This window comes from Kineococcus aurantiacus, from assembly GCF_013409345.1.
GTDB lineage: Bacteria > Actinomycetota > Actinomycetes > Actinomycetales > Kineococcaceae > Kineococcus > Kineococcus aurantiacus.
The window spans coordinates 1,355,974-1,373,443 of sequence record NZ_JACCBB010000001.1; the positions used below are offsets into that span (position 1 = coordinate 1,355,974).

Annotated in this window: 17 protein-coding genes; 8 read left to right on the forward strand and 9 right to left on the reverse strand. The window is 75.0% G+C overall.

Annotation, left to right across the window (positions count from 1 at the left end; all coding sequences use genetic code 11):
- Nucleotides 1-16: 16 nt before the first annotated feature.
- From BJ968_RS06470 to BJ968_RS06485, 4 genes are all read right to left on the reverse strand, one after another.
- The gene (locus BJ968_RS06470; RefSeq protein WP_218884864.1) at nucleotides 17-1,531 is read right to left on the reverse strand and encodes an amino acid permease; all 1,515 of its coding nucleotides are present in this window, start codon (nucleotides 1,529-1,531) and stop codon (nucleotides 17-19) included.
- Between the two features lie 61 nt (nucleotides 1,532-1,592).
- The gene (locus BJ968_RS06475) at nucleotides 1,593-1,913 is read right to left on the reverse strand and encodes a hypothetical protein (protein WP_179750252.1); all 321 of its coding nucleotides are present in this window, start codon (nucleotides 1,911-1,913) and stop codon (nucleotides 1,593-1,595) included.
- Between the two features lie 72 nt (nucleotides 1,914-1,985).
- Nucleotides 1,986-2,657, reverse strand: coding sequence for a riboflavin kinase (locus BJ968_RS06480; RefSeq protein WP_218884866.1), 672 nt, complete (start codon nucleotides 2,655-2,657; stop codon nucleotides 1,986-1,988).
- A 205-nt stretch (nucleotides 2,658-2,862) separates the two neighbouring features.
- Nucleotides 2,863-3,591: a hemerythrin domain-containing protein gene (locus tag BJ968_RS06485; protein WP_218884868.1), complete on the reverse strand. Its 729-nt coding sequence runs from the start codon at nucleotides 3,589-3,591 to the stop codon at nucleotides 2,863-2,865.
- An 86-nt stretch (nucleotides 3,592-3,677) separates the two neighbouring features.
- On the opposite strand from BJ968_RS06485, the gene BJ968_RS06490 reads away from it, so the two are divergent.
- Entirely contained in the window at nucleotides 3,678-4,064 is a 387-nt protein-coding gene (locus tag BJ968_RS06490) for a DUF202 domain-containing protein (RefSeq protein ID WP_179750256.1), read from the forward strand.
- Nucleotides 4,061-4,408, forward strand: a complete 348-nt coding sequence (locus tag BJ968_RS06495; RefSeq protein ID WP_179750258.1) for a DUF202 domain-containing protein — start codon at nucleotides 4,061-4,063, stop codon at nucleotides 4,406-4,408. Before BJ968_RS06490 ends, BJ968_RS06495 begins: the two co-directional genes overlap by 4 nt.
- Before the next feature lie 18 nt (nucleotides 4,409-4,426).
- On the opposite strand, the gene BJ968_RS06500 is transcribed toward BJ968_RS06495, so the two are convergent.
- On the reverse strand, nucleotides 4,427-7,252 hold the full coding sequence (locus BJ968_RS06500) for an AAA family ATPase (protein WP_179750260.1): 2,826 nt from the start codon (nucleotides 7,250-7,252) through the stop codon (nucleotides 4,427-4,429).
- Nucleotides 7,253-7,453: 201 nt separating this feature from the next.
- Between BJ968_RS06500 and BJ968_RS06505 the strand changes: the two genes are divergently transcribed.
- Nucleotides 7,454-8,320: an MmyB family transcriptional regulator gene (locus tag BJ968_RS06505; RefSeq protein ID WP_218884870.1), complete on the forward strand. Its 867-nt coding sequence runs from the start codon at nucleotides 7,454-7,456 to the stop codon at nucleotides 8,318-8,320.
- A 40-nt stretch (nucleotides 8,321-8,360) separates the two neighbouring features.
- On the opposite strand, the gene BJ968_RS06510 is transcribed toward BJ968_RS06505, so the two are convergent.
- From BJ968_RS06510 to BJ968_RS06525, 4 genes are all read right to left on the reverse strand, one after another.
- Nucleotides 8,361-9,119, reverse strand: coding sequence for an FAD-binding oxidoreductase (locus BJ968_RS06510; RefSeq protein ID WP_179750263.1), 759 nt, complete (start codon nucleotides 9,117-9,119; stop codon nucleotides 8,361-8,363).
- Nucleotides 9,089-9,688, reverse strand: a complete 600-nt coding sequence (locus tag BJ968_RS06515) for a sulfite oxidase-like oxidoreductase (RefSeq protein WP_179750265.1) — start codon at nucleotides 9,686-9,688, stop codon at nucleotides 9,089-9,091. The genes BJ968_RS06510 and BJ968_RS06515 overlap by 31 nt, the downstream gene beginning before the upstream one ends.
- Nucleotides 9,689-9,770: 82 nt before the next feature.
- Nucleotides 9,771-10,490, reverse strand: coding sequence for an alpha/beta hydrolase (locus BJ968_RS06520; RefSeq protein WP_179750267.1), 720 nt, complete (start codon nucleotides 10,488-10,490; stop codon nucleotides 9,771-9,773).
- Between the two features lie 310 nt (nucleotides 10,491-10,800).
- Nucleotides 10,801-11,268 carry an MmyB family transcriptional regulator gene (locus BJ968_RS06525; protein ID WP_425491479.1) on the reverse strand — a complete coding sequence of 156 codons (468 nt, stop codon included), beginning with the start codon at nucleotides 11,266-11,268 and terminating at the stop codon, nucleotides 10,801-10,803.
- Nucleotides 11,269-11,551: 283 nt separating this feature from the next.
- Between BJ968_RS06525 and BJ968_RS06530 the strand changes: the two genes are divergently transcribed.
- The 5 genes from BJ968_RS06530 to BJ968_RS06550 all read left to right on the forward strand — a co-directional run bounded on the left by BJ968_RS06530 (nucleotide 11,552) and on the right by BJ968_RS06550 (nucleotide 17,440).
- A complete protein-coding gene (locus BJ968_RS06530; protein WP_218884872.1) occupies nucleotides 11,552-12,583 on the forward strand; it encodes a LacI family DNA-binding transcriptional regulator in 1,032 nt (343 codons plus the stop codon).
- Nucleotides 12,584-12,889: 306 nt separating this feature from the next.
- Nucleotides 12,890-14,047, forward strand: coding sequence for a substrate-binding domain-containing protein (locus BJ968_RS06535; protein WP_179750270.1), 1,158 nt, complete (start codon nucleotides 12,890-12,892; stop codon nucleotides 14,045-14,047).
- A gap of 65 nt (nucleotides 14,048-14,112) precedes the next feature.
- Nucleotides 14,113-15,597 carry an ATP-binding cassette domain-containing protein gene (locus tag BJ968_RS06540; RefSeq protein ID WP_179756307.1) on the forward strand — a complete coding sequence of 495 codons (1,485 nt, stop codon included), beginning with the start codon at nucleotides 14,113-14,115 and terminating at the stop codon, nucleotides 15,595-15,597.
- A complete protein-coding gene (locus BJ968_RS06545; protein WP_179750272.1) occupies nucleotides 15,594-16,565 on the forward strand; it encodes an ABC transporter permease in 972 nt (323 codons plus the stop codon). Before BJ968_RS06540 ends, BJ968_RS06545 begins: the two co-directional genes overlap by 4 nt.
- Nucleotides 16,566-16,612: 47 nt before the next feature.
- Nucleotides 16,613-17,440 (forward strand): TIM barrel protein, encoded by an 828-nt coding sequence (locus BJ968_RS06550; protein ID WP_179750274.1) that lies wholly within the window; start codon nucleotides 16,613-16,615, stop codon nucleotides 17,438-17,440.
- Nucleotides 17,441-17,470: the final 30 nt, after the last annotated feature.

The following is a 17,470-nucleotide window of genomic DNA, read 5'->3' on the forward strand; positions in this document are numbered from 1 at the left end:
CGGTCACGGAGGACCCTCAGCTGCGGGTGGTCTCCCGGGCCACCACGGGCGGCTCCCCGGCCGGTGCGGCCGCGCCGCCGACCACCCGGCCGGCGAGGGCCGCGACGACGACCACGACGAGCGTGCCGACGGTGAACACCTCGAAGCTGCCGCGGCTGACGCCCCACTCGTCGAGGAAGTCGTAGTCGATGCCCAGGACCGCCTCCAGGACGCCCGGGACGACCGCGGCGATCGACCCCAGCAGGATGAACGCGTAGACGACGACGGCCATGGCGGTGTACCCGTTGCGCCCGCCGGGGACCTGGTAGGGCCGGGGCACGTCGTCGACGCGCCGCAGCCGGATCATCGCCGGGACGATCACGACGTAGCTGATGAGCAGCGTCGACACCGCCTGCGTCAGCACCACGCCGAACACCGCCGCCGCCGTGCCGTGCACCAGCAGCGTCGCCGCGACGAGGAACACCGTGCCGACCAGACCCGACAGCACGTTCATCCGGACGGGCGTGCCGAGCCGGCGGGAGAACTCCCCGAGCTTGGCCGTGAAGAACGCGCCGTCGCCGGCCGCGACGGCCTGCATGCGGTCGGTCGCGATCATCCAGGCGCTGCCCTGGGTCATGAGGGCGTACACGAACGCCAGGCCCGTGATCGTCAGCAGCGGCCCCGCGGCCGGCCCGAACACGGTGTAGCTCTGGCCGATCGCCTGCATGACCCCCGCGTCGGCGCTGCGGTCGGCGGGGGTGACGAGGATGATGGCCAGGACCGGCGCCAGGTAGGCCAGCAGGGTGATGCCGGCCCCGCGCGCGATGGCCACCGGGGTGTCCCTCTGCGGGTCGTGCATCTCCTCCGACGCCGCGCTCGGCGCCTCGAAGCCGACGAAGGCGAACAGCGCCACCGGGACGATGGCCAGGAACCCGGCCGCGGTGGGTTTCGCGGCCGACCAGTCCACCCCGGCCGCCCCGTGCTGGGCGACGTGCACCAGCGCCGTCACCGTGAGGCTCAGCAGCACGAACAGCTTCGCGTAGGCCCCGACGTTGATGAGCACCTTGCCGCGCTTCAGGCTCACGATCGCCAGCAGGATCGCGACCCACACGAAGACGAGCTTGACGACGAAGTCGCCGACGCCGGACGTCGGGAACACGTACTCCGACCACACCGCACCGGCGATGAAGGCCAGCGACCCGCCCAGCCAGATCGGGTTCGTGATCCAGTACAGCATCACCGCGACGGACGCCCACGTCTTGCCGAACGCGCGGCGGACCCACTGGTACGGGCCCCCCTCCTCCGGGTACGTCGAGGAGGTCTCGGCGAAGACGAACGCCGAGGGGATGAGGAAGGCGACACCGATGAACGCCGACCAGACCAGCCCCTCGGGGCCACCGGAGGCCAGGACGGCGATGCTGTCGGCGCTGATGACGGCGGCGACGATGAACAGGACGATGTCGCCGCGGCGCAGCGTCTTGACCAGGCGGCTCCGCTGGACGCCGTGGGTCGCGGCGGCCGGCTCGGGGGCACCGGGGTGCTCGTGGATCACTTGTACTCCGAATCTCGACGGTGAGCAGAGTGTGGACGAGGGATGTTACGGGCAGGTGTCCTCACCGGGGGGCCGCGCGCGGTGGCGGAGCACCCGATCGGGGCGCGCGGTGCCCCCGGTCACGAGCGTCCCGGCCCGCGTCCCGCGGCGCTCGGTCCCGCGGCCGCAGTTCCACGACGGGGACGACCCGGGACGTCCTCGCCTCGTGGGCGGCGGAACCCGGGCTGGCCGCCTCGAACGCCTCCCGCACCTCGTCGCGCTCGGCGCCGCTGCGGGCACCGGTGCGGCGCAGCAGGACCGGGTTGCGGCCGAAGCCGTGGGTCGTCACCGTCCCGCCGTTGCCGCGGAACTCCTCGACGACCTGCTGGTCGAGGTCGGACACGTTCCCCGTCCCCTCGCCGGGCCGGTGCGCGGACGGGGGGGGATCCCGCCACCGCGCCCGGACGCGGGACGGTCAGCCGGCGCGTTCGGCCGTGGCGTCGCCGTGCAGGACGGTCAGGTCCGGGTAGCGCCAGCGCAGGTACTCCACGGGGATCCCCGTGGCCCGGGCGACGTGCTCGTGCTCGGGGGTCCCGCCCGCGGCCAGCACGGCCGCCACCTCCGCGGCGACCGCGGCGCTGCGCCGCTCGGCGCGGTCGACGAGCCGCTGCGCGAGCCCCTGCCGGCGCACGGTCCGGGCCCCGGGCGCCACCTTCCGCTTGCCGCGCAGCTGCTGCTCGCGGGCCCAGGCCCGGACCGCGCGCACGTCCACCTCCAGCTGGGTGACGAGCTCGACGGGCCCGTCGAACCGGCGCTGGGAACGCAGCCGGCGGAAGAGGTGCACGCTCACCCGGCGGCCGTACAGGTCGCCGGAGAAGTCCAGCAGGTGCGCCTCGAGGAGGCGGACGCCGTCGCGGCGGTAGAACGTCGGGCGGGTGCCGATCGAGACCGCCGCCACGAACACGTCCTCGTCGCCGTGCACCTGCACGACCCCGGCCCACACCCCGTCGGAGGGGTCCCGCGCGGGGTCCACGTCCGCCGGCAGCGACAGGTTCGCGGTGGGGAAACCCAGCGTGCGGCCACGCTCGTCGCCGCGCTCGACGACGCCGGTGACCTCCAGCGGGAGGGCGGGTCCGTGCTCGTCCACTGCAGCTGTTCTCCCCCGCCGGCGGTCTGGTCCCGCCAGGTTAGCCGGGCCGCACCACCCCTCCGCCCCACCCGCGACGGATCCCCCACCCCTCAGTGATCGAGCACTCCCGTGATCAAGCACTTCCGTGATCAAGCAGGAGAGTGCTTGATCACGGGTGGGTGGGTGGAGGTGCGGCCGGGGCGGGGCGGCTCCCCGGCCGGGCTCAGCGCCGGCGGCCCGCGCGACCGCCCCGCAGCGACCGCCGGACGGCCGCCACGACCACCGCCGCGGCGGTGACGGCGAGCGCCCCCCGGCCCACGGCGCGGCGGGCGCTGCCCACCGGCAGCGCCGCGTCGACGGCGTCCTTCACCCGGTCCGAGACCGCGAGCCCCGCACCGGCGACGACGTTGCCCGGGGGACGCCGGGGCACCTTCGGGTGCGGGCGGGTGGGCGAGGCGCGCCGGGCCGCCTCCCACGCCGCGCCGATGGCCCGCAGCTCCCCCACGTCGGCGACCTGCTGCAGCCGGGGCAGCAGGTCGTCCTCCTCGTCGTGCGCGTCGTGCCGGACGACCTCGAACGCGCGCCGGACCCGCGCGTCGTAGCCGGGCGAGGCGGGGTCGGCGCGCTGCAGGTCCTGCAGCAGCTCGTTGACCTGCTGGTGGTCGCCCTCGATGTGGGCGGTCAGCTCGTCGTCGTCGCCGGGCAGGTGCCGCCGGTAGGCGGGGAACAGGACCGTCTCCTCGGCGAAGGCGTGCCGCAGCGCGCGTTCGCCGAACTCGGCCACGATGCGCCCGCGGGCGTCGGCGTCCGGTTCGGCGTCGTAGGCGTGCATGAGGGCGTCGAGGTCGGCGTGGTCGGCGCGCTGGCGCCACAGGACGCTGCCCGCACCCCCGAGCTCGTCCTCGCTCTGGTCGGCGACCGACGTCAGGCCGTTGCGGCGGGGGTTGGTCATGCCGGGGACCTACCCCGGAACCGCCGCCCACACGCGCGGCGGTGCGGTCCGGCGGTGCGGTCCGGCGGTGCAGTACGGTGCCCGGCGTGGAGCCCGGCCGCCGCGCACCGTCCGGGCGCGGACGCTTCCCGGCGTCGGTCTACCGCCACGGCACCGAACCGGACCCGCGGTTCTCGCTGGCCAACGAGCGCACCTTCCTGGCCTGGATCCGCACCTCCCTGGCGCTGCTGGCCGCCGGGGTCGCCCTGGAGGGGCTGGACCTGCCGCTGCAGCCGCAGCTGCGGCTGGCCGCCTCCGTCGTCCTCGTCGTGTTGGGCCTGCTGGCCCCCGTGCAGGCCTGGCGCGGCTGGGCCCGCGACGAGCGCGCCCTGCGCCGCGGCGAGCCGCTGCCCTCCCCGGCGCTGGCGGCGCCGCTGAGCGCCGGGACCGTCGTGGCCGGGGTGCTCGTGCTGCTCGGGCTCCTGCTGCGGTGACCCGGCGCGCGCTCTACGACCCGGGCCTGCAACCCGAGCGCACCGCCCTGGCCTGGCGCCGCACGGCCCTGTCGCTGCTGGTCGCCTCCCTGGGCGCCGCGCGGCTGCTGCCCGCCCAGCTCGGTGCGGGCGCGGTCGCGCTGGGGCTGGCCGGGGCCGTGTGGGCGGTGGCGCTGCACCACCTGGCCGGGCGCCGGGCCCGGCGGACCACCGCCCGCCTGCTGCGCGCCGGCGACCTCGACCACCGGCACGGCGGGGCGCACCTGCTGGCCGGGACGGCGCTGGTGACCGGCCTGCTGGGCCTGGGCGGGCTCGCGCTGGTGGTGCACCACGGCACCGGGTGACCCACCGGCGGGCGACGGCTACCCCGCGGACCGCGCGGCGACGACGTGGGCGAGCTGGACGCGGGAGTTGATGCCCAGCTTGGCGAAGACCGACCGCAGGTGGGTGCTGACGGTGTGCGGGGAGACGCCCAGCTGCGCCGCGACGGAGCGGTTGGTGCCCCCGCGCCCGACGCGCTCGGCGACGCGCCGCTCGGCCGCCGTCAGCGCGTCCCAGCCGTCGGGCGGGCGCGGCGCCTCCCGCCGGGCCGGCTGGGGCTCGTCGCGCAGGGCCACCGCCCGCGGGTCGACGATGACGGTGCTGGCCCCCCACGACTCCAGCGCCTCGCTCGCCCGGCGCCACGCCTCCAGGGCCTCGGGGCGCCGGTGCGCCGCGGCCAGCAGGGCGGCCAGGTCACCGGCCGCCACCGAGTGCACCGGGACCCTCGGTCCGGTCGCCAGGACGCGCACCGCCTCGGTCAGGCCCTCGACGTCCGCGGTGAGCAGGGCACGGGCGTGCAGGGCGATGCCCTGGATGCCGGGCACGCCGGGGTTGCGCTCGGCGTAGCCGGCCGCCCCGGCCGCGGCCTCCTCGGCCAGCTCGCGCGCGCCGGCGCGCAGGGCGACGCGCACGATCTGCGGCGCGGAGTCGTAGTCGGGCCCGGCGCCGAGCAGGCCGTGCTCGCGGCGCAGCCGCAGGGCCCGGGTGAAGGCCACGACGGCGGCGTCGTCGTGACCGGCCCCCTCGGCCAGGCGCCCGTCGACCACGTGCAGGGTCAGGTGCTGCTGCACGTCGCCGGGGGCCAGCCCGCAGCGGGCGGCCTCGACGTGCCGGCGACCGGCCGCGGTGTCCCCCCGCGTGCCGACGACGCGGGCCAGCACGCAGTGCGCCTCGGCCCGGTAGAGGGCGAACTCCTCGTAGTCCTCCCCCAGCTGCAGCAGGTACTCGGCCTCGGCCCGGGCCAGGTCGGTGCGGCCGGCGAACAGCTCCAGCAGCGAGCGCCGCCAGACGTGCTCGGGCAGGGTCCGCCAGGCGTCGGAGCGGTGGACCTCGGAGGCCTCGGCCAGCAGGGCGCGCGCCTCGTCGTACCGCTCCAGCCCCGTCAGCGCCGCGACCTCCGCGGAGCGGGCCGGTCCGCCGTGGCGCAGCCGGGCGCGGCGGGCCGCTTCCAGGGCGTCGCGGTGCCGGCCCTGCCGGGCGGCGGACTCGGCGAGGGCCAGGAGGGCCGTCTCGGCGGCGTCCTGGTCCCCGAGCCGCTCGGCGTCGGCGAGCACCGACCGCGCGGCGGCGGTGGCGGCGGCGGAGCCGGGACCGCGGCTGGCGGCGAGCGCGTGCACCGCGCGCAGGCGCAGGTGCACGGGGGCGCTGACCGGGTCGTCGTCGGTCAGGTCCGCCAGGGTCCGCACCACCCCCTCGCGCAGTTCCCCGTCGCGGTGCAGGGCGCGCAGCGGCCCGGCCAGCCGCAGCCAGACGCGTCCCGCGCCGAGCGGTGTGGTCGCCTCGGCGAGCAGCGCCAGGCCGAGCTCGGCCGCGGCCTCGACCTGCAGCCCGGCGGTGGCCGCCTCCAGCGCCTCCAGCCCGGTGTCCAGCCGGTCGGGGCTGTCGGCCGGCAGCAGGCGCAGCGCGTGGGTCAGCAGCTCGGAGGCGGCGACCGGGGTGGCCCGGGTGAGCTCGGCGGCCGCGGTGCGCAGCAACCCCGCGGCCCGGCGCCGCTCGGTGGGCCCGAGGTCCTCGGGGGCGGTGTCCGTGAGCCCGCCCAGCACGTGGGGCACCACGTGCGCGGCGGGGCGTCCCCGGCGCAGCATCGTGCCGACCGCGTCGCGGTGCAGCGCGGCGCGCGCCGCCGGCGGCAGCCCCTGGTAGACGGCCTCGCGCACGAGGTCGTGCCGGAAGGCGACCCGGGCACCGTGCTGGCGCAGCAGCCCGGCGCGTTCGGCGTCCTCCAGGGGGGTGAGCAGGTGCGTGGCGGGTTCGCGGCGCAGGGCGGCGACGTCGGCCAGGTCGAAGCGGTTGCCCAGGACGGCGCCGGTGCGCAGCAGGTCCACGGAGGCCGGCGGCAGGCTCTCCAGCTGGCGCCGCACCGCCAGGACCAGCTGCCGGGGCAGCCTCGCCACGGCGCCGCCCGGCTCGTCGGGCCCCTCGGTCCCCTCGGCTGCGTCGGTCCCGTCGGGTGCGGGGCGCCACCCGCCCAGCAGCGAGCTGACCAGCAGGGGGTGCCCGGCGGCGCGGTCCAGCAGGTCCCGCAGCGCGGGGTCGGGGTCGGCGCCGAGCTCGTCGCGCACCAGGGTCCTGACGGCCTCGTCGTCCAGGGGCCGCAGCACGAGGCGGTGGACGGCGTCCGGGTGCGGGGCGGCGGCCGCCAGCCGGTCCAGGGGGCCGTCGACGTCCGGGCGAGCGGCCAGCACCCAGCAGACCGGTTGGTGGGCGAGCCGTTTGAGCAGGACGCGCACGGCGAAGACGCTCAGCTGGTCCATCCACTGGGCGTCGTCGACCGCCACGAGCAGCGGCCCGCGGGCGGCCGGCACGGCGAGGGCGTCGGCCAGGCGCTCGACGAGCCAGGGCTGGCGGTCGTACAGCTCCCCCAGCTCGGCGAAGGCCGCCTCCGACAGCAGCGGCTCGGGACCGGCGCGCAGGACCGACAGCAGCGCGGCCAGGGGCAGCATCCGGGAGGACTCCTCACCGCCCCCGGCGCCGACGGTGAAGCCCCGTTCGCACGCCAGGCCGGTCACGGCGTGCAGCAGGGCGCTCTTGCCGATGCCGGGCACGCCCTCGACGGTGAGCAGGCTCGTGCGGCCGGAGCGGCGCGTGCGGTCCAGCAGCGCCGCGGCCTCCCGCAGTTCCCGCTGCCGCCCGTGCAGCCCGCCCACCCTCGCAACCCCCGTCGTCGCCCCGTCCGCGGTCCTCACCGCCGTGTGCGGGCAGTCTGCCAGCGCAGCCGTGCGGGCCGGTGGTCAGGACCTCGCACGAACGTGCGATGCGCCCGCGTCGACGAGCGGGTTGAGTGCTCGTGTGCTAGCGCGACCGGGCACCCGACGAGGGTCCACGAGACGGGAGGTGGTCGTCGTGAGGTGGGACGACGCACCCGCCGCGGGAGCGGCGCGGTGAGCGGCGAGGCGCGCAGCGTGGGCCGGTTCCTGCGCGCTCGCCGGGACGCGCTGCAACCGGAGGACGTCGGCCTGCGGCGCGACGCGGGGCGCCGCGTGCCGGGGCTGCGCCGCGAGGAGGTCGCGGCCCTGGCCGGGGTGAGCCTGGAGTACTACCTGCGCCTGGAGCAGGGCCGGGACCACCAGCCCTCCACCCAGGTGCTGGCGGCGCTGGCGCGGGCCCTGCGGCTGGACGCGGCCGAGCGGGAGTACCTGTCCCGCCTGGTGACCGGGTTCCTGGCCGTCCCCGCGCCCCGGGAGGCGTCGGTCGTCGTGGGTGAGCGCCTCACGTCCCTGGTGGACAGGTTCAGCCACACCCCGACGTTCGTCTCGAACGCGGTCCAGGACGTCGTGATCAGCAACCCGCTGGCGAGGGCGCTGGGTGAGGCCCTGCAGCCGGGGCGGAACCTCCTGCTGGAGCTGTTCGACCCCGAGGTGAAGCGGACGACGCCGGGGTGGGACGAGACCGCCCGCCGCGCGGTGGCGACCCTGCGCCTGTTCGCCGACCACGGCAGTTCCCGGCTGCAGGAGGTGGTGGGCACCCTGTCGGTGCGCGACGAGGACTTCCGCCGGTGGTGGGCCGGCCACGAGGTCGCCACGACCCCCCTGCTGGGGCGTTTCTCCGCCACGGTCGACGGGTTCGGGCAGGTCGACCTGGACTACGACAACCTCGCCGTCCCCGAGCACCCGGGGTACGTGGTGACCATCCTGCGGGCCCGCGCCGGCACGGTGGCCGAGCGGGCCCTGGAAGCCCTCACCGCGCGCGTCGAGCGCAGTCCGCAACTGCTGTGAGCACCGGGTCGCCGGCGCGCGGTCCGGCCGGCTGCCCGCGTCAGGTGGTCCCGCCGAAGCGTTCGGTGCGGATGCGCCCGGGGTCGTGCCCCGCGTCCACGAGCAGGTCGGCCACCACTTCGACGAACGCCGCGGGACCGCACACGAAGCAGTCGGCGCCGGACTCCGGCGGCCAGCCGTGCTCGGCGAGGGCCGCCGCGTCCAGCCGCGCCGGCCGCCCGGGCCACCCCGGCGGCGCGGCCCGGGTGTAGGCGTAGTGCACGTCGAGGTCCGCGTCGCCGGACGCCAACCGCCGCAACTCCTCGCCGTAGTACAGCTCGGCGGGGCTGCGCAGGGAGTAGACGAGGCGGAACGGGTGGCGGTCGCCCAGCACGGCGCGCGTGCGGATCATCGACATCAGCGGCACGACACCGGACCCGCCGGCCACCAGCAGCACCGGGGCGGTGCCCTGCGGGCGCCAGACGAAACGTCCCCCCACCGGTCCCCGCAGTTCGATCTGCCCCCCGAGCGGCAGGTCGTCGGTGAGGTAGGGCGAGACCTCGCCGTCGCTGAGGCGCTGGACGGTCAGCTCGAGGCGGTCCCCGTCCGGCGTCGGCCAGGAGGAGGCGATCGAGTAGCTGCGCTGGGCCTGGTACCCGTCCGGTGCCGTGAGGCGGACGTCGACGTGCTGCCCGGGCAGGTGACCGGGCCACCCGGGGACGTCCAGGACGAGGGTCCGCGCCGAGGGGTTCTCCCACCTGGCCGCCGACAGGGTGGCGACCTGCCAGGTCAGTCGCCCTGGTACCGCTGCTCGCGCCACGGGTCTCCGTAGTTGTGGTATCCGACCGATTCCCAGAAACCCGGTTCGTCGGTCTCGGTGAGCTGCAGGCCGTTGACCCACTTGGCCGACTTCCAGAAGTACAGGTGCGGCACGAGGAGCCGCGCCGGGCCCCCGTGCGCGGGTTCGAGGTCCTCACCCCCGTAGGAGAAGGCGATCCACGCCTTGCCGTCCGTGAGGTCCTCCAGCGGGAGGTTCGTGGTGTACCCGCCGTAGCTGTGCGCCACCGCGTAGTCGGCGGTGGTCTCGGTGTCGGCGAGCAGGACGTCGAGCGAGACGCCCCGCCAGTCGGTCCCGAACTTCGACCACTTCGTGACGCAGTGGATGTCGACGGTGATGTCCTCGTGGGGCAGGGCCATGAGTTCCCGCCAGGTCCAGCGCTGCTGCGTCCCCGACTCGCTGGTGATGGTGAACCGCCACTCGTCCAGGGGGACGCGCGGGGTGGGTCCGTAGGACAGGACGGGGAAACCCTGCTCCTCGTACTGCCCGGGCGGCAGGTCCGCACGCGGGGTGCGCCGTCGACCGCCGAAGCCGGGGGAAACCGTCGCCATAGCCCGGTAGTCAAGCACACGGGCGAGCCGCCGGGAAGGAGTTCCCCCGCCGGCGGCCCACCCTCCCGCCGGTGGAGCCGGGTCAGCCGGCGAGTTCGCGCAACGCGCGCACGACGAGGTCGGCGACCTCCCGGGGGTGGGACAGGATGACCATGTGCGAGGAGTCGACCTCGATGGCCTCGATCCCCGCCCGGGAGTACCCGAACCGCTGCACCTCGGGGTTGATGGTGCGGTCCGCGCTCGAGACCAGGGCCCACGCCGGTCTGGTCCTCCACGCCGCGGCCGGGGCCTTCTCGCTGAACGCGGCGGCGGCCAGGGGGCGCTGGGAGACGGCCAGGACCGCGACCAGGTCGGGGTCGACGTCGTGGGCGATGACCGTCCCGAACCGGGCAGGGTCGGCGTAGACGTCGGTACCCGTCGACCCGTCGTCGGCGGGGTAGTCGCGGTACACCAGCGCCGCCGGCAGCTGCGAGTCCGGGAAACCGCCCTGGAGCTCCCCCAGGCTCTCGCCCTCCTCCAGGGCGTACCCCGACAGGTACACCACGCCGGCGACGTTCTCCTCGACCCCGGCGACGGTGACGACCGCCCCGCCGTAGGAGTGCCCCACCAGCAGCACGGGGCCCTCGATCTGGCGGACCACCGACGCCACGTAACGGGCGTCACCGATGAGGCTGCGGTTGGGCACCGCGGGCGCCTGGACGGCCACCCCCGCGACGAGGAGTTCGCGGACGACGGGTGCGTAGCTGGAGGCGTCGGCGAACGCTCCGTGGACCAGCACGACGGTCGGGGACGAGGACGACATGCGTTTCCCCTTCGGGGGTGGGGTCGCGGAGCGCCGCCCCCTCGGAGCGGCTCACCCGCGTCGGCGCGCAGTCCCGACCTCGGGTCCGGCTGCGGGTCCGGCTGCGGGTACCGGGTACTGCGGGACCGTACGAGCGGGCCCGCCGGGGCAGCCAGGTCCTCGCAGGGTCAGGACCGGCGGGCGGTGCGGCGCACCGCGGAACACCCGCAGGCGGGTTTCTGCCGGTGACTGGTCCTCTCGCAGTGGGTTCCTGCCGGTGACGGTTTCTCCTCGTGGTGAGTTCTTCTCGTGCTGGGTTCCGGTGGGGTGATCAGCCGGGAACCGGGTCGCCGCCGGTGCGCAACCGTTCCAGGCGTTCGGCGGAGACGCCGTCGACGGGCCGCCACAGGACCAGCACCTCCCCGTCCTCCCCGCCGCGGGCCCGCAGTTCCTGGTAGGCCAGCGCCAGGCGGCCCACCACGGGGTGCTCCCAGCCGAACTGCCCGGTCCCCGGCGGTTCGGGCCGGGGCCCGGCCCAGGCCCGGTTGAAGTCGTCGCTGCGGGCGGCGAGCTCACCCACCAGGGCGCGGAACCTCGCGTCCTCCCGGTGCCTCTCGAGGGACGCGCGCAGCGTCTCCGCGACGAGGCGCGTGAACGTCACCCAGTCGGGTGTGAGGTCGGGGACGATGGGGTTGAGGAAGGCGAAGCGCGCGACGTTGACGCCCGGTTCGAACGCCGCGGTGAGACGACGGGCCAGCTGGTTGGAGGCCAGGACGTCGAGGTGACGGCTGCGCAGCACGGCCGGCACCTCGTGGAGGCAGTCCACCAACCGGTGCAACGGCCCGTCGGCCGGGCCGCCCCGTCCCTCACCCCGCCCCCCGTCGAGCCCTCCCCGGTCCACCCGGTCGAGCCTAGGCAGGACCGGGCTGGCAGCCAGACCCTGACAGGGACAGGTCCCACGCCCACCGCACCGGGGTGCTGGGGATCCGGGCGTCCCCGCCCGGCCTCGGCGGCGGGACCGGGCGACCCGCCCTCTAGGATCGCCGACGTCGGGGCAGGAGGATCGGACGGCGGAGGCTGAGGTGCCGGGACGCGGGACGACCGCCGGCTCAGGCCGCTACCCGGGCCTGCGGGACGTCGCACGAGTCGCCGGCGTTTCCCACCAGACGGTCTCGCGGGTGCTGAACGACCTGCCCGACGTCGCTCCCGCCACGCGGTCGAAGGTGCTGGCCGCCGTCGAGGAGCTGGGGTACCGGCGCAACCTGACGGCACGGAACCTGGCGACGAACCGGTCCGGGACCCTGGGCATCGTCACCGACGCCTCCCCGCGCCTCGGTCCGGTCAACACGCTGATGGCGCTGGAGACGGCGGCGCGGACCCGGGGGCTCACCTGCGCCGTGGTGACGATCGGTGAGCCCTACGCCACGTCCGTCCCCGCCGCTCTGCGCGGCCTGGAGGAGATGGGGGTGCACGGCATCGTCGCCATCGCCCCGCTGGCCGCCGCGGCGGCGACGGTGCGCGCCTACCGCGCCCGGGTGCCGCTGGTCCTGATCGCCGCCGGGGAGGCCTCCACGCCCGGCGCGCCGGCTCTGGGCGAGAACCAGGAACTGGGCGCCCGGATGGCGACGCAGCACCTGATCCGATTGGGGCACAAGGACGTCGTGCACATCGCGGGGTCGCTGGACTGGCTGGACGGGCGCGTCCGCCACCGCGGCTGGGCGGCGGAGATGGCCGAGGCCGGGCTGGCCGGCCACCGCTGGTTCGAGAGCGACTGGAGCCCCGCCTACGCCTACGACCTGGGGCGCACCCTGCTCGAGGAGGGGCTGCCCACCGCCGTCTTCGCCGCCAGCGACCACATGGCGCTGGGACTGCTGCGGGTGTTCGCCGAGAACGGCGTGCGGGTCCCCGAGGACGTGAGCGTCATCGGGTACGACGACGTCGAGGGCTCGGACTTCTTCTTCCCGCCGCTGACCACCGTGCGCCAGGACTTCGCGGAACTGGCGCGCGACGCCCTCAGCCTGCTGGAGGACCCCGCGAGCGCCGAGCTGCGCGAGGAGCCCCCGAAGGCTCCCAGCCTCGTGGTCCGCAGCAGCACCGCGCCTCCGCGCGCCTGACCCTCCTCCCCCGCTCGACCCGGTCCACCGGCGTGCGCCCGCTCCCGCCCGGCGGGGCGTGACGGCACCCCCAACCTCTCGATGTGACGTGCGTCACCCTGCTTGACACTGCCACTGTTACCGGTCACGGTAGGCGTCACACCGACCGACGACCGGTCCCGGGGGCGCTACGACGAGCCCCCGGCACCCTCCGGGCGACCGCCAGCCGCCCGACCCGTCGACGGGCACGACCACCCCCACGAACCACCGGGTACCCGCGCTCGCACCACCGCCCGAGCACCCGGCACGACACGAGGAGACGAGCCCATGCCCAGGACGACGACGTCCGTCGCCGGACTGCTCACCGCCGCAGCCCTGGTGCTGACCGGGTGCACCTCCGCCGGCGGCACCACCAGCCAGGCCGACCCCGCCGTCGCGGCCAAGGCCGACGAGGCGCTGGCGGCGGTGGCCGGGACGGTGCTTTCCAAGGGGCCGCACGGCGAGGACGCCGCGCCGGCCTCGGCCGCCGACCTCACCGACGCCCAGGTCCAGCAGGTCAGGGACCTGCACCTGAAGGCCGCCATCGTCATGCACTACGGCGGCAACGACTGGGCCAACGCGCAGATCGCCGGCCTGCGCCAGCGCTTCGCCGAGCTGGGCGTCGAGGTCGTGGCCGTCACCGACGCGAACTTCAAACCGGACAAGCAGGTCTCCGACCTGGAGACGGTCCTGACGAAGGACCCCGACATCATCGTCTCGATCCCCACCGACCCGGTGGCGACGGCCGCGCAGTACGAGAAGGCCGCCCGGGCCGGCGTGAAGCTCGTGTTCATGGACAACGCGCCGCAGGGCCTGACCGCCGGGGAGGACTACGTCTCGGTCGTCTCCGCGGACAACCTCGGCAACGGCGTCATCTCCGCGCACCTGCTGGCCAAGGCCACGGGCGGCAAGGGGAAGATCGGCATCATCCACCACGAGGCCGACTTCTTCGCCACGCAGCAGCGCTACAAGGGTTTCACCGACACCCTGGCCCAGGACTACCCCGACATGGAGGTCGTGGAGGACCAGGGCATCGCCGGTCCCGACTTCGCCGGCGACGCCCAGGGCGCGGCCAACGCCATGCTGGCCAAGCACCCCGACCTGGCCGGGATCTGGGCCGTCTGGGACGTCCCGGCCGAGGGCGTCCTGGCCGCCGCGCGCGCCTCCGGCCGCAGCGACCTCAAGATCGCCACCCAGGACCTGGGCACCAACGTCGCGATCGCCCTGGCCGAGGACGACCTCGTCGTCGGCCTCGGCGCGCAGGTCCCCTTCGACCAGGCCGTCACCGAGGCGAACCTGGCGGCGGGGTCGTTCGTCGGCCAGCAGGCCCCGCCGTACGTCGCCCTCAGCGGCCTGCCCGTCACGCACGAGAACGTCCTGGACGCCTGGAAGAAGGTCTACCACCAGGACGCCCCCCGGGAACTGCAGGACTCGGTGGAGGACTGATGCGCGCGACCGGTCCGGAGAACTCCTCCGGGGCGGCCGGCACCCTCGACGCGCCGGCCATCCGGATGAGCGGCATCGAGAAGAGCTTCGACGGTGTCGCCGTGCTGCGCGGCGTCGACTTCGAGGTCGCGCGCGGGGAGGTGCACGCCCTCGCCGGGGGCAACGGCGCCGGCAAGTCGACCCTCATGAAGATCCTCCAGGGCGTGTACACCCGGGACGCGGGGACCATCGAGATCGACGGGCGCCCCGTGGAGATCCGCTCGATCCAGGACGCCCGGGCCGCCGGGATCGGCATGGTCTTCCAGGAGTTCAGCCTGGTGCCCAGCCTCACCGTGGCCCAGAACATCTTCCTCGGCGCCGAACCCCTCGGTCGCGGTCGCCTCGTCGACGACCGCGCCGCGGTCCGTCAGGCGTCCGTGGTCTTCGAGGAGATGGGCGTGCAGGTCGACCCGCGCGCCGTCGTCGGGAACCTCAGCACCGCCTACTGGCAGCTCACCGAGATCGCCAAGGCCCTCGCCCGGGACGCCAAGGTCCTCGTCATGGACGAGCCGACCGCAAGCCTCGCCCGGCACGAGAGCGAGGCGCTGTTCGAGCTGATCGGGCGCCTCACGGCCCACGGCCTCGCGATCGTCTACATCTCCCACCGCATGGAGGAGGTGTACCGCATCGCCGACCGGATCACCGTGCTGCGCGACGGGAACCGGTTGCTGACCCGGCCGCTGACCGGGATCACCCCCGCGCAGATCGTCGAGGGGATCGTCGGCAGGACGCTCGGGAACGAGATGGCCTACCGCCGGCGCGAAGGCGCCGGACCCGGCGAGGTGCTGCTGGAGGCCCGTTCCCTCAACGCCCCGCCGAAGGTCCGCGACGTCTCCTTCACCCTGCGCGCCGGGGAGGTCATCGGCCTGGCCGGGCTGATGGGCAGCGGGCGCACGGAACTGGCCCGGGCCCTGTTCGGCATCGACAAGGTGACCTCCGGGAGCGTCAGCGTGCGGGGGCGGACCGTCGACCTGTCCTCACCCGCCAAGGCGATCGAGGCCGGTCTCGCGCTCATCCCCGAGGACCGCCGCGAGCAGGGTCTGGTGCTGGAGCACTCCGTGGCGGACAACCTGCTGCTGCCCCTGCTCGGCGAGGTCGGGCGCGGCCCGCTGCTCGACGGCCGCCGCGGGCGCGAACTGGCCGGAGACCTCATCCGCCGGTTCGCGGTGAAGGTCGCCCACCCGAACCGGCCCGTCCGGCTGCTGTCGGGCGGAAACCAGCAGAAGGTCGTGCTCGCCAAGTGGATGGGCACCGACCCCGACGTCCTCATCCTCGACGAACCCACCGCCGGGGTCGACATCGGCACCAAGAGCGAGATCGTGGAGATGATCCGGGGCCTCGCCGCCGACGGCAAGGGCGTCATCGTCATCTCCTCCGAGTACCCCGAACTCCTGGCGGTCAGCGACCGGGTCCTCATCGTGCGCGACGGGACCGTCGTCGCCGAGCACCCGCGCGACGCGATCGCCGACGAGGAGTTCCTCGAACTAGCCGTCCAGGGAGTGACCCGATGAGCACCGCCGCAGTCAGCAAGAGCACCTCGTCGACCGCCGCCGCGATCGGCCGACTCGACTGGCGCCGCTACGTCATCTACATCGGCTTCGCGGTCGTCTTCGCCTTCTTCGCCGTCCTCCTGCGCGACGACGGCTTCCTGTCGCCGACCAACCTGCTGAACATCTTCCGGCAGACCGCCACCATCACCGTCATCGCGGTCGGCATGACCTTCGTCATCGCCTGCGCCCAGATCGACCTCAGCGTGGGGTCGGTGGCGGGCCTGTCGTCGGTGTGCGCCGCCATGGCCATCGCCCACCACGGCCTGGTGGCCGGTGTCGTCGCCGGCCTGCTGGTGGGGCTCGTCATCGGCTCCCTCAACGGTGCCCTGGTCAGCCTGCTGGGCATCCCCTCGTTCCTCGTGACCCTGGGCATGCTCGGGGTGGCCGCCGGCCTGGCGCAGTGGATCACCGCCTCCGCGCCCCAGCCCATCCTCGACGACACCTTCAACCTGCTGTTCGGCGGCGGGAACTTCGGCCCCGTCCCCGGGCTGCTGCTGTGGAGCCTCGTGTTCGTCGTCGTCGGGGCGGTCGTGCTGGCCAAGACGCGGTTCGGCCGCCAGGTGCTGGCCACCGGCGGCAACCGGACCGCCGCGCAGTTCACGGGCGTGAACACCAGGCGCATCACCTTCACCGTGATGCTCCTGTCGGGCCTGGTCGCCTCGGTGGCCGGGATGCTCTACGCCGGGCGCCTGGAGTCCGGCCGGTTCCAGTGGGGCGCCGGTGACGAGCTGTCCGCCATCGCCGCGGTGATCCTCGGCGGCACCAGCCTCTTCGGCGGCGCCGGCTCCGTCGTCGGCACCCTCATGGGCGCCCTGCTCATCGGGCTGATCAACAACGGCCTCATCCTGGCCGGTCTGGACTCCAGCCAGCAGCAGGTCGTCCGCGGCGTGATCATCATCCTCGCCGTCGCCCTGGCCCGCAAGAAGTGACCGCGCCCCGGCGACGGGGCGGACCCACCACCACCTGAGGAACTGCAGTGCGACTCGCGTACCACACCATCACCTGGGGCGGCGTCGTCGGTCACGCCACCGGCGTCACCAGCGTCAAGGACCTCTTCTACCGCACCAACGGCTCCATGGCCGAGGCCGTGCGCGACATCGGCGCCGCCGGCTACGAGGGCACCGAGATGTTCGACGGGAACCTCCTCGACTTCGCCGACGAACCCGGCACCCTGAAGGGTCTGCTCGACGAGGCCGGCCTGGAACTGGTCAGCGTCTACACCGGGGCGAACTTCGTCTACGCCGACGTCCTGCCCGACGAGCTGCACCGCGTCCGGCGGGCCGCGGAACTGGCCGCCACCTTCGGCGCCGGCCGGCTGGTCGTCGGCGGGGGCGCCACCCGCAGCGCCGGCATCCCCGGGGAGGACTACGACCGCCTCGGCGAGACCCTGGACCGGGTCACCGCGATCGCCGAGGAGCACGGCCTGGAGGCCAGCTACCACCCGCACCTGTCCACCATCGTCGAGTCCCCCGAGCAGCTGGACCGCCTGATGAGCCGGACCCGGATCGGTTTCTGCCCCGACACCGCGCACCTCGCCGCGGGCGGCGGCGACCCCGCCGCCCTCATCCGCCGCTACCCCGACCGGATCCGGCACGTCCACCTGAAGGACTTCCGCCCCGAACCCTTCGCCTTCCTCCCGCTGGGCGAAGGCACCCTCGACCTGCCCGACATCGTCGCGGCCGTGCGCGAGTCCGGCTACGACAGCTGGCTCGTGGTCGAGCTGGACGAGTACGCCGGGCACCCCGCCGAGGCCGCCCGGACCAGCAAGGCGTACCTGGACCGGCTGCTGGCCACCGGCCGCTGAACCGGCCCGCCCCTCCCCCGCAACGACCCC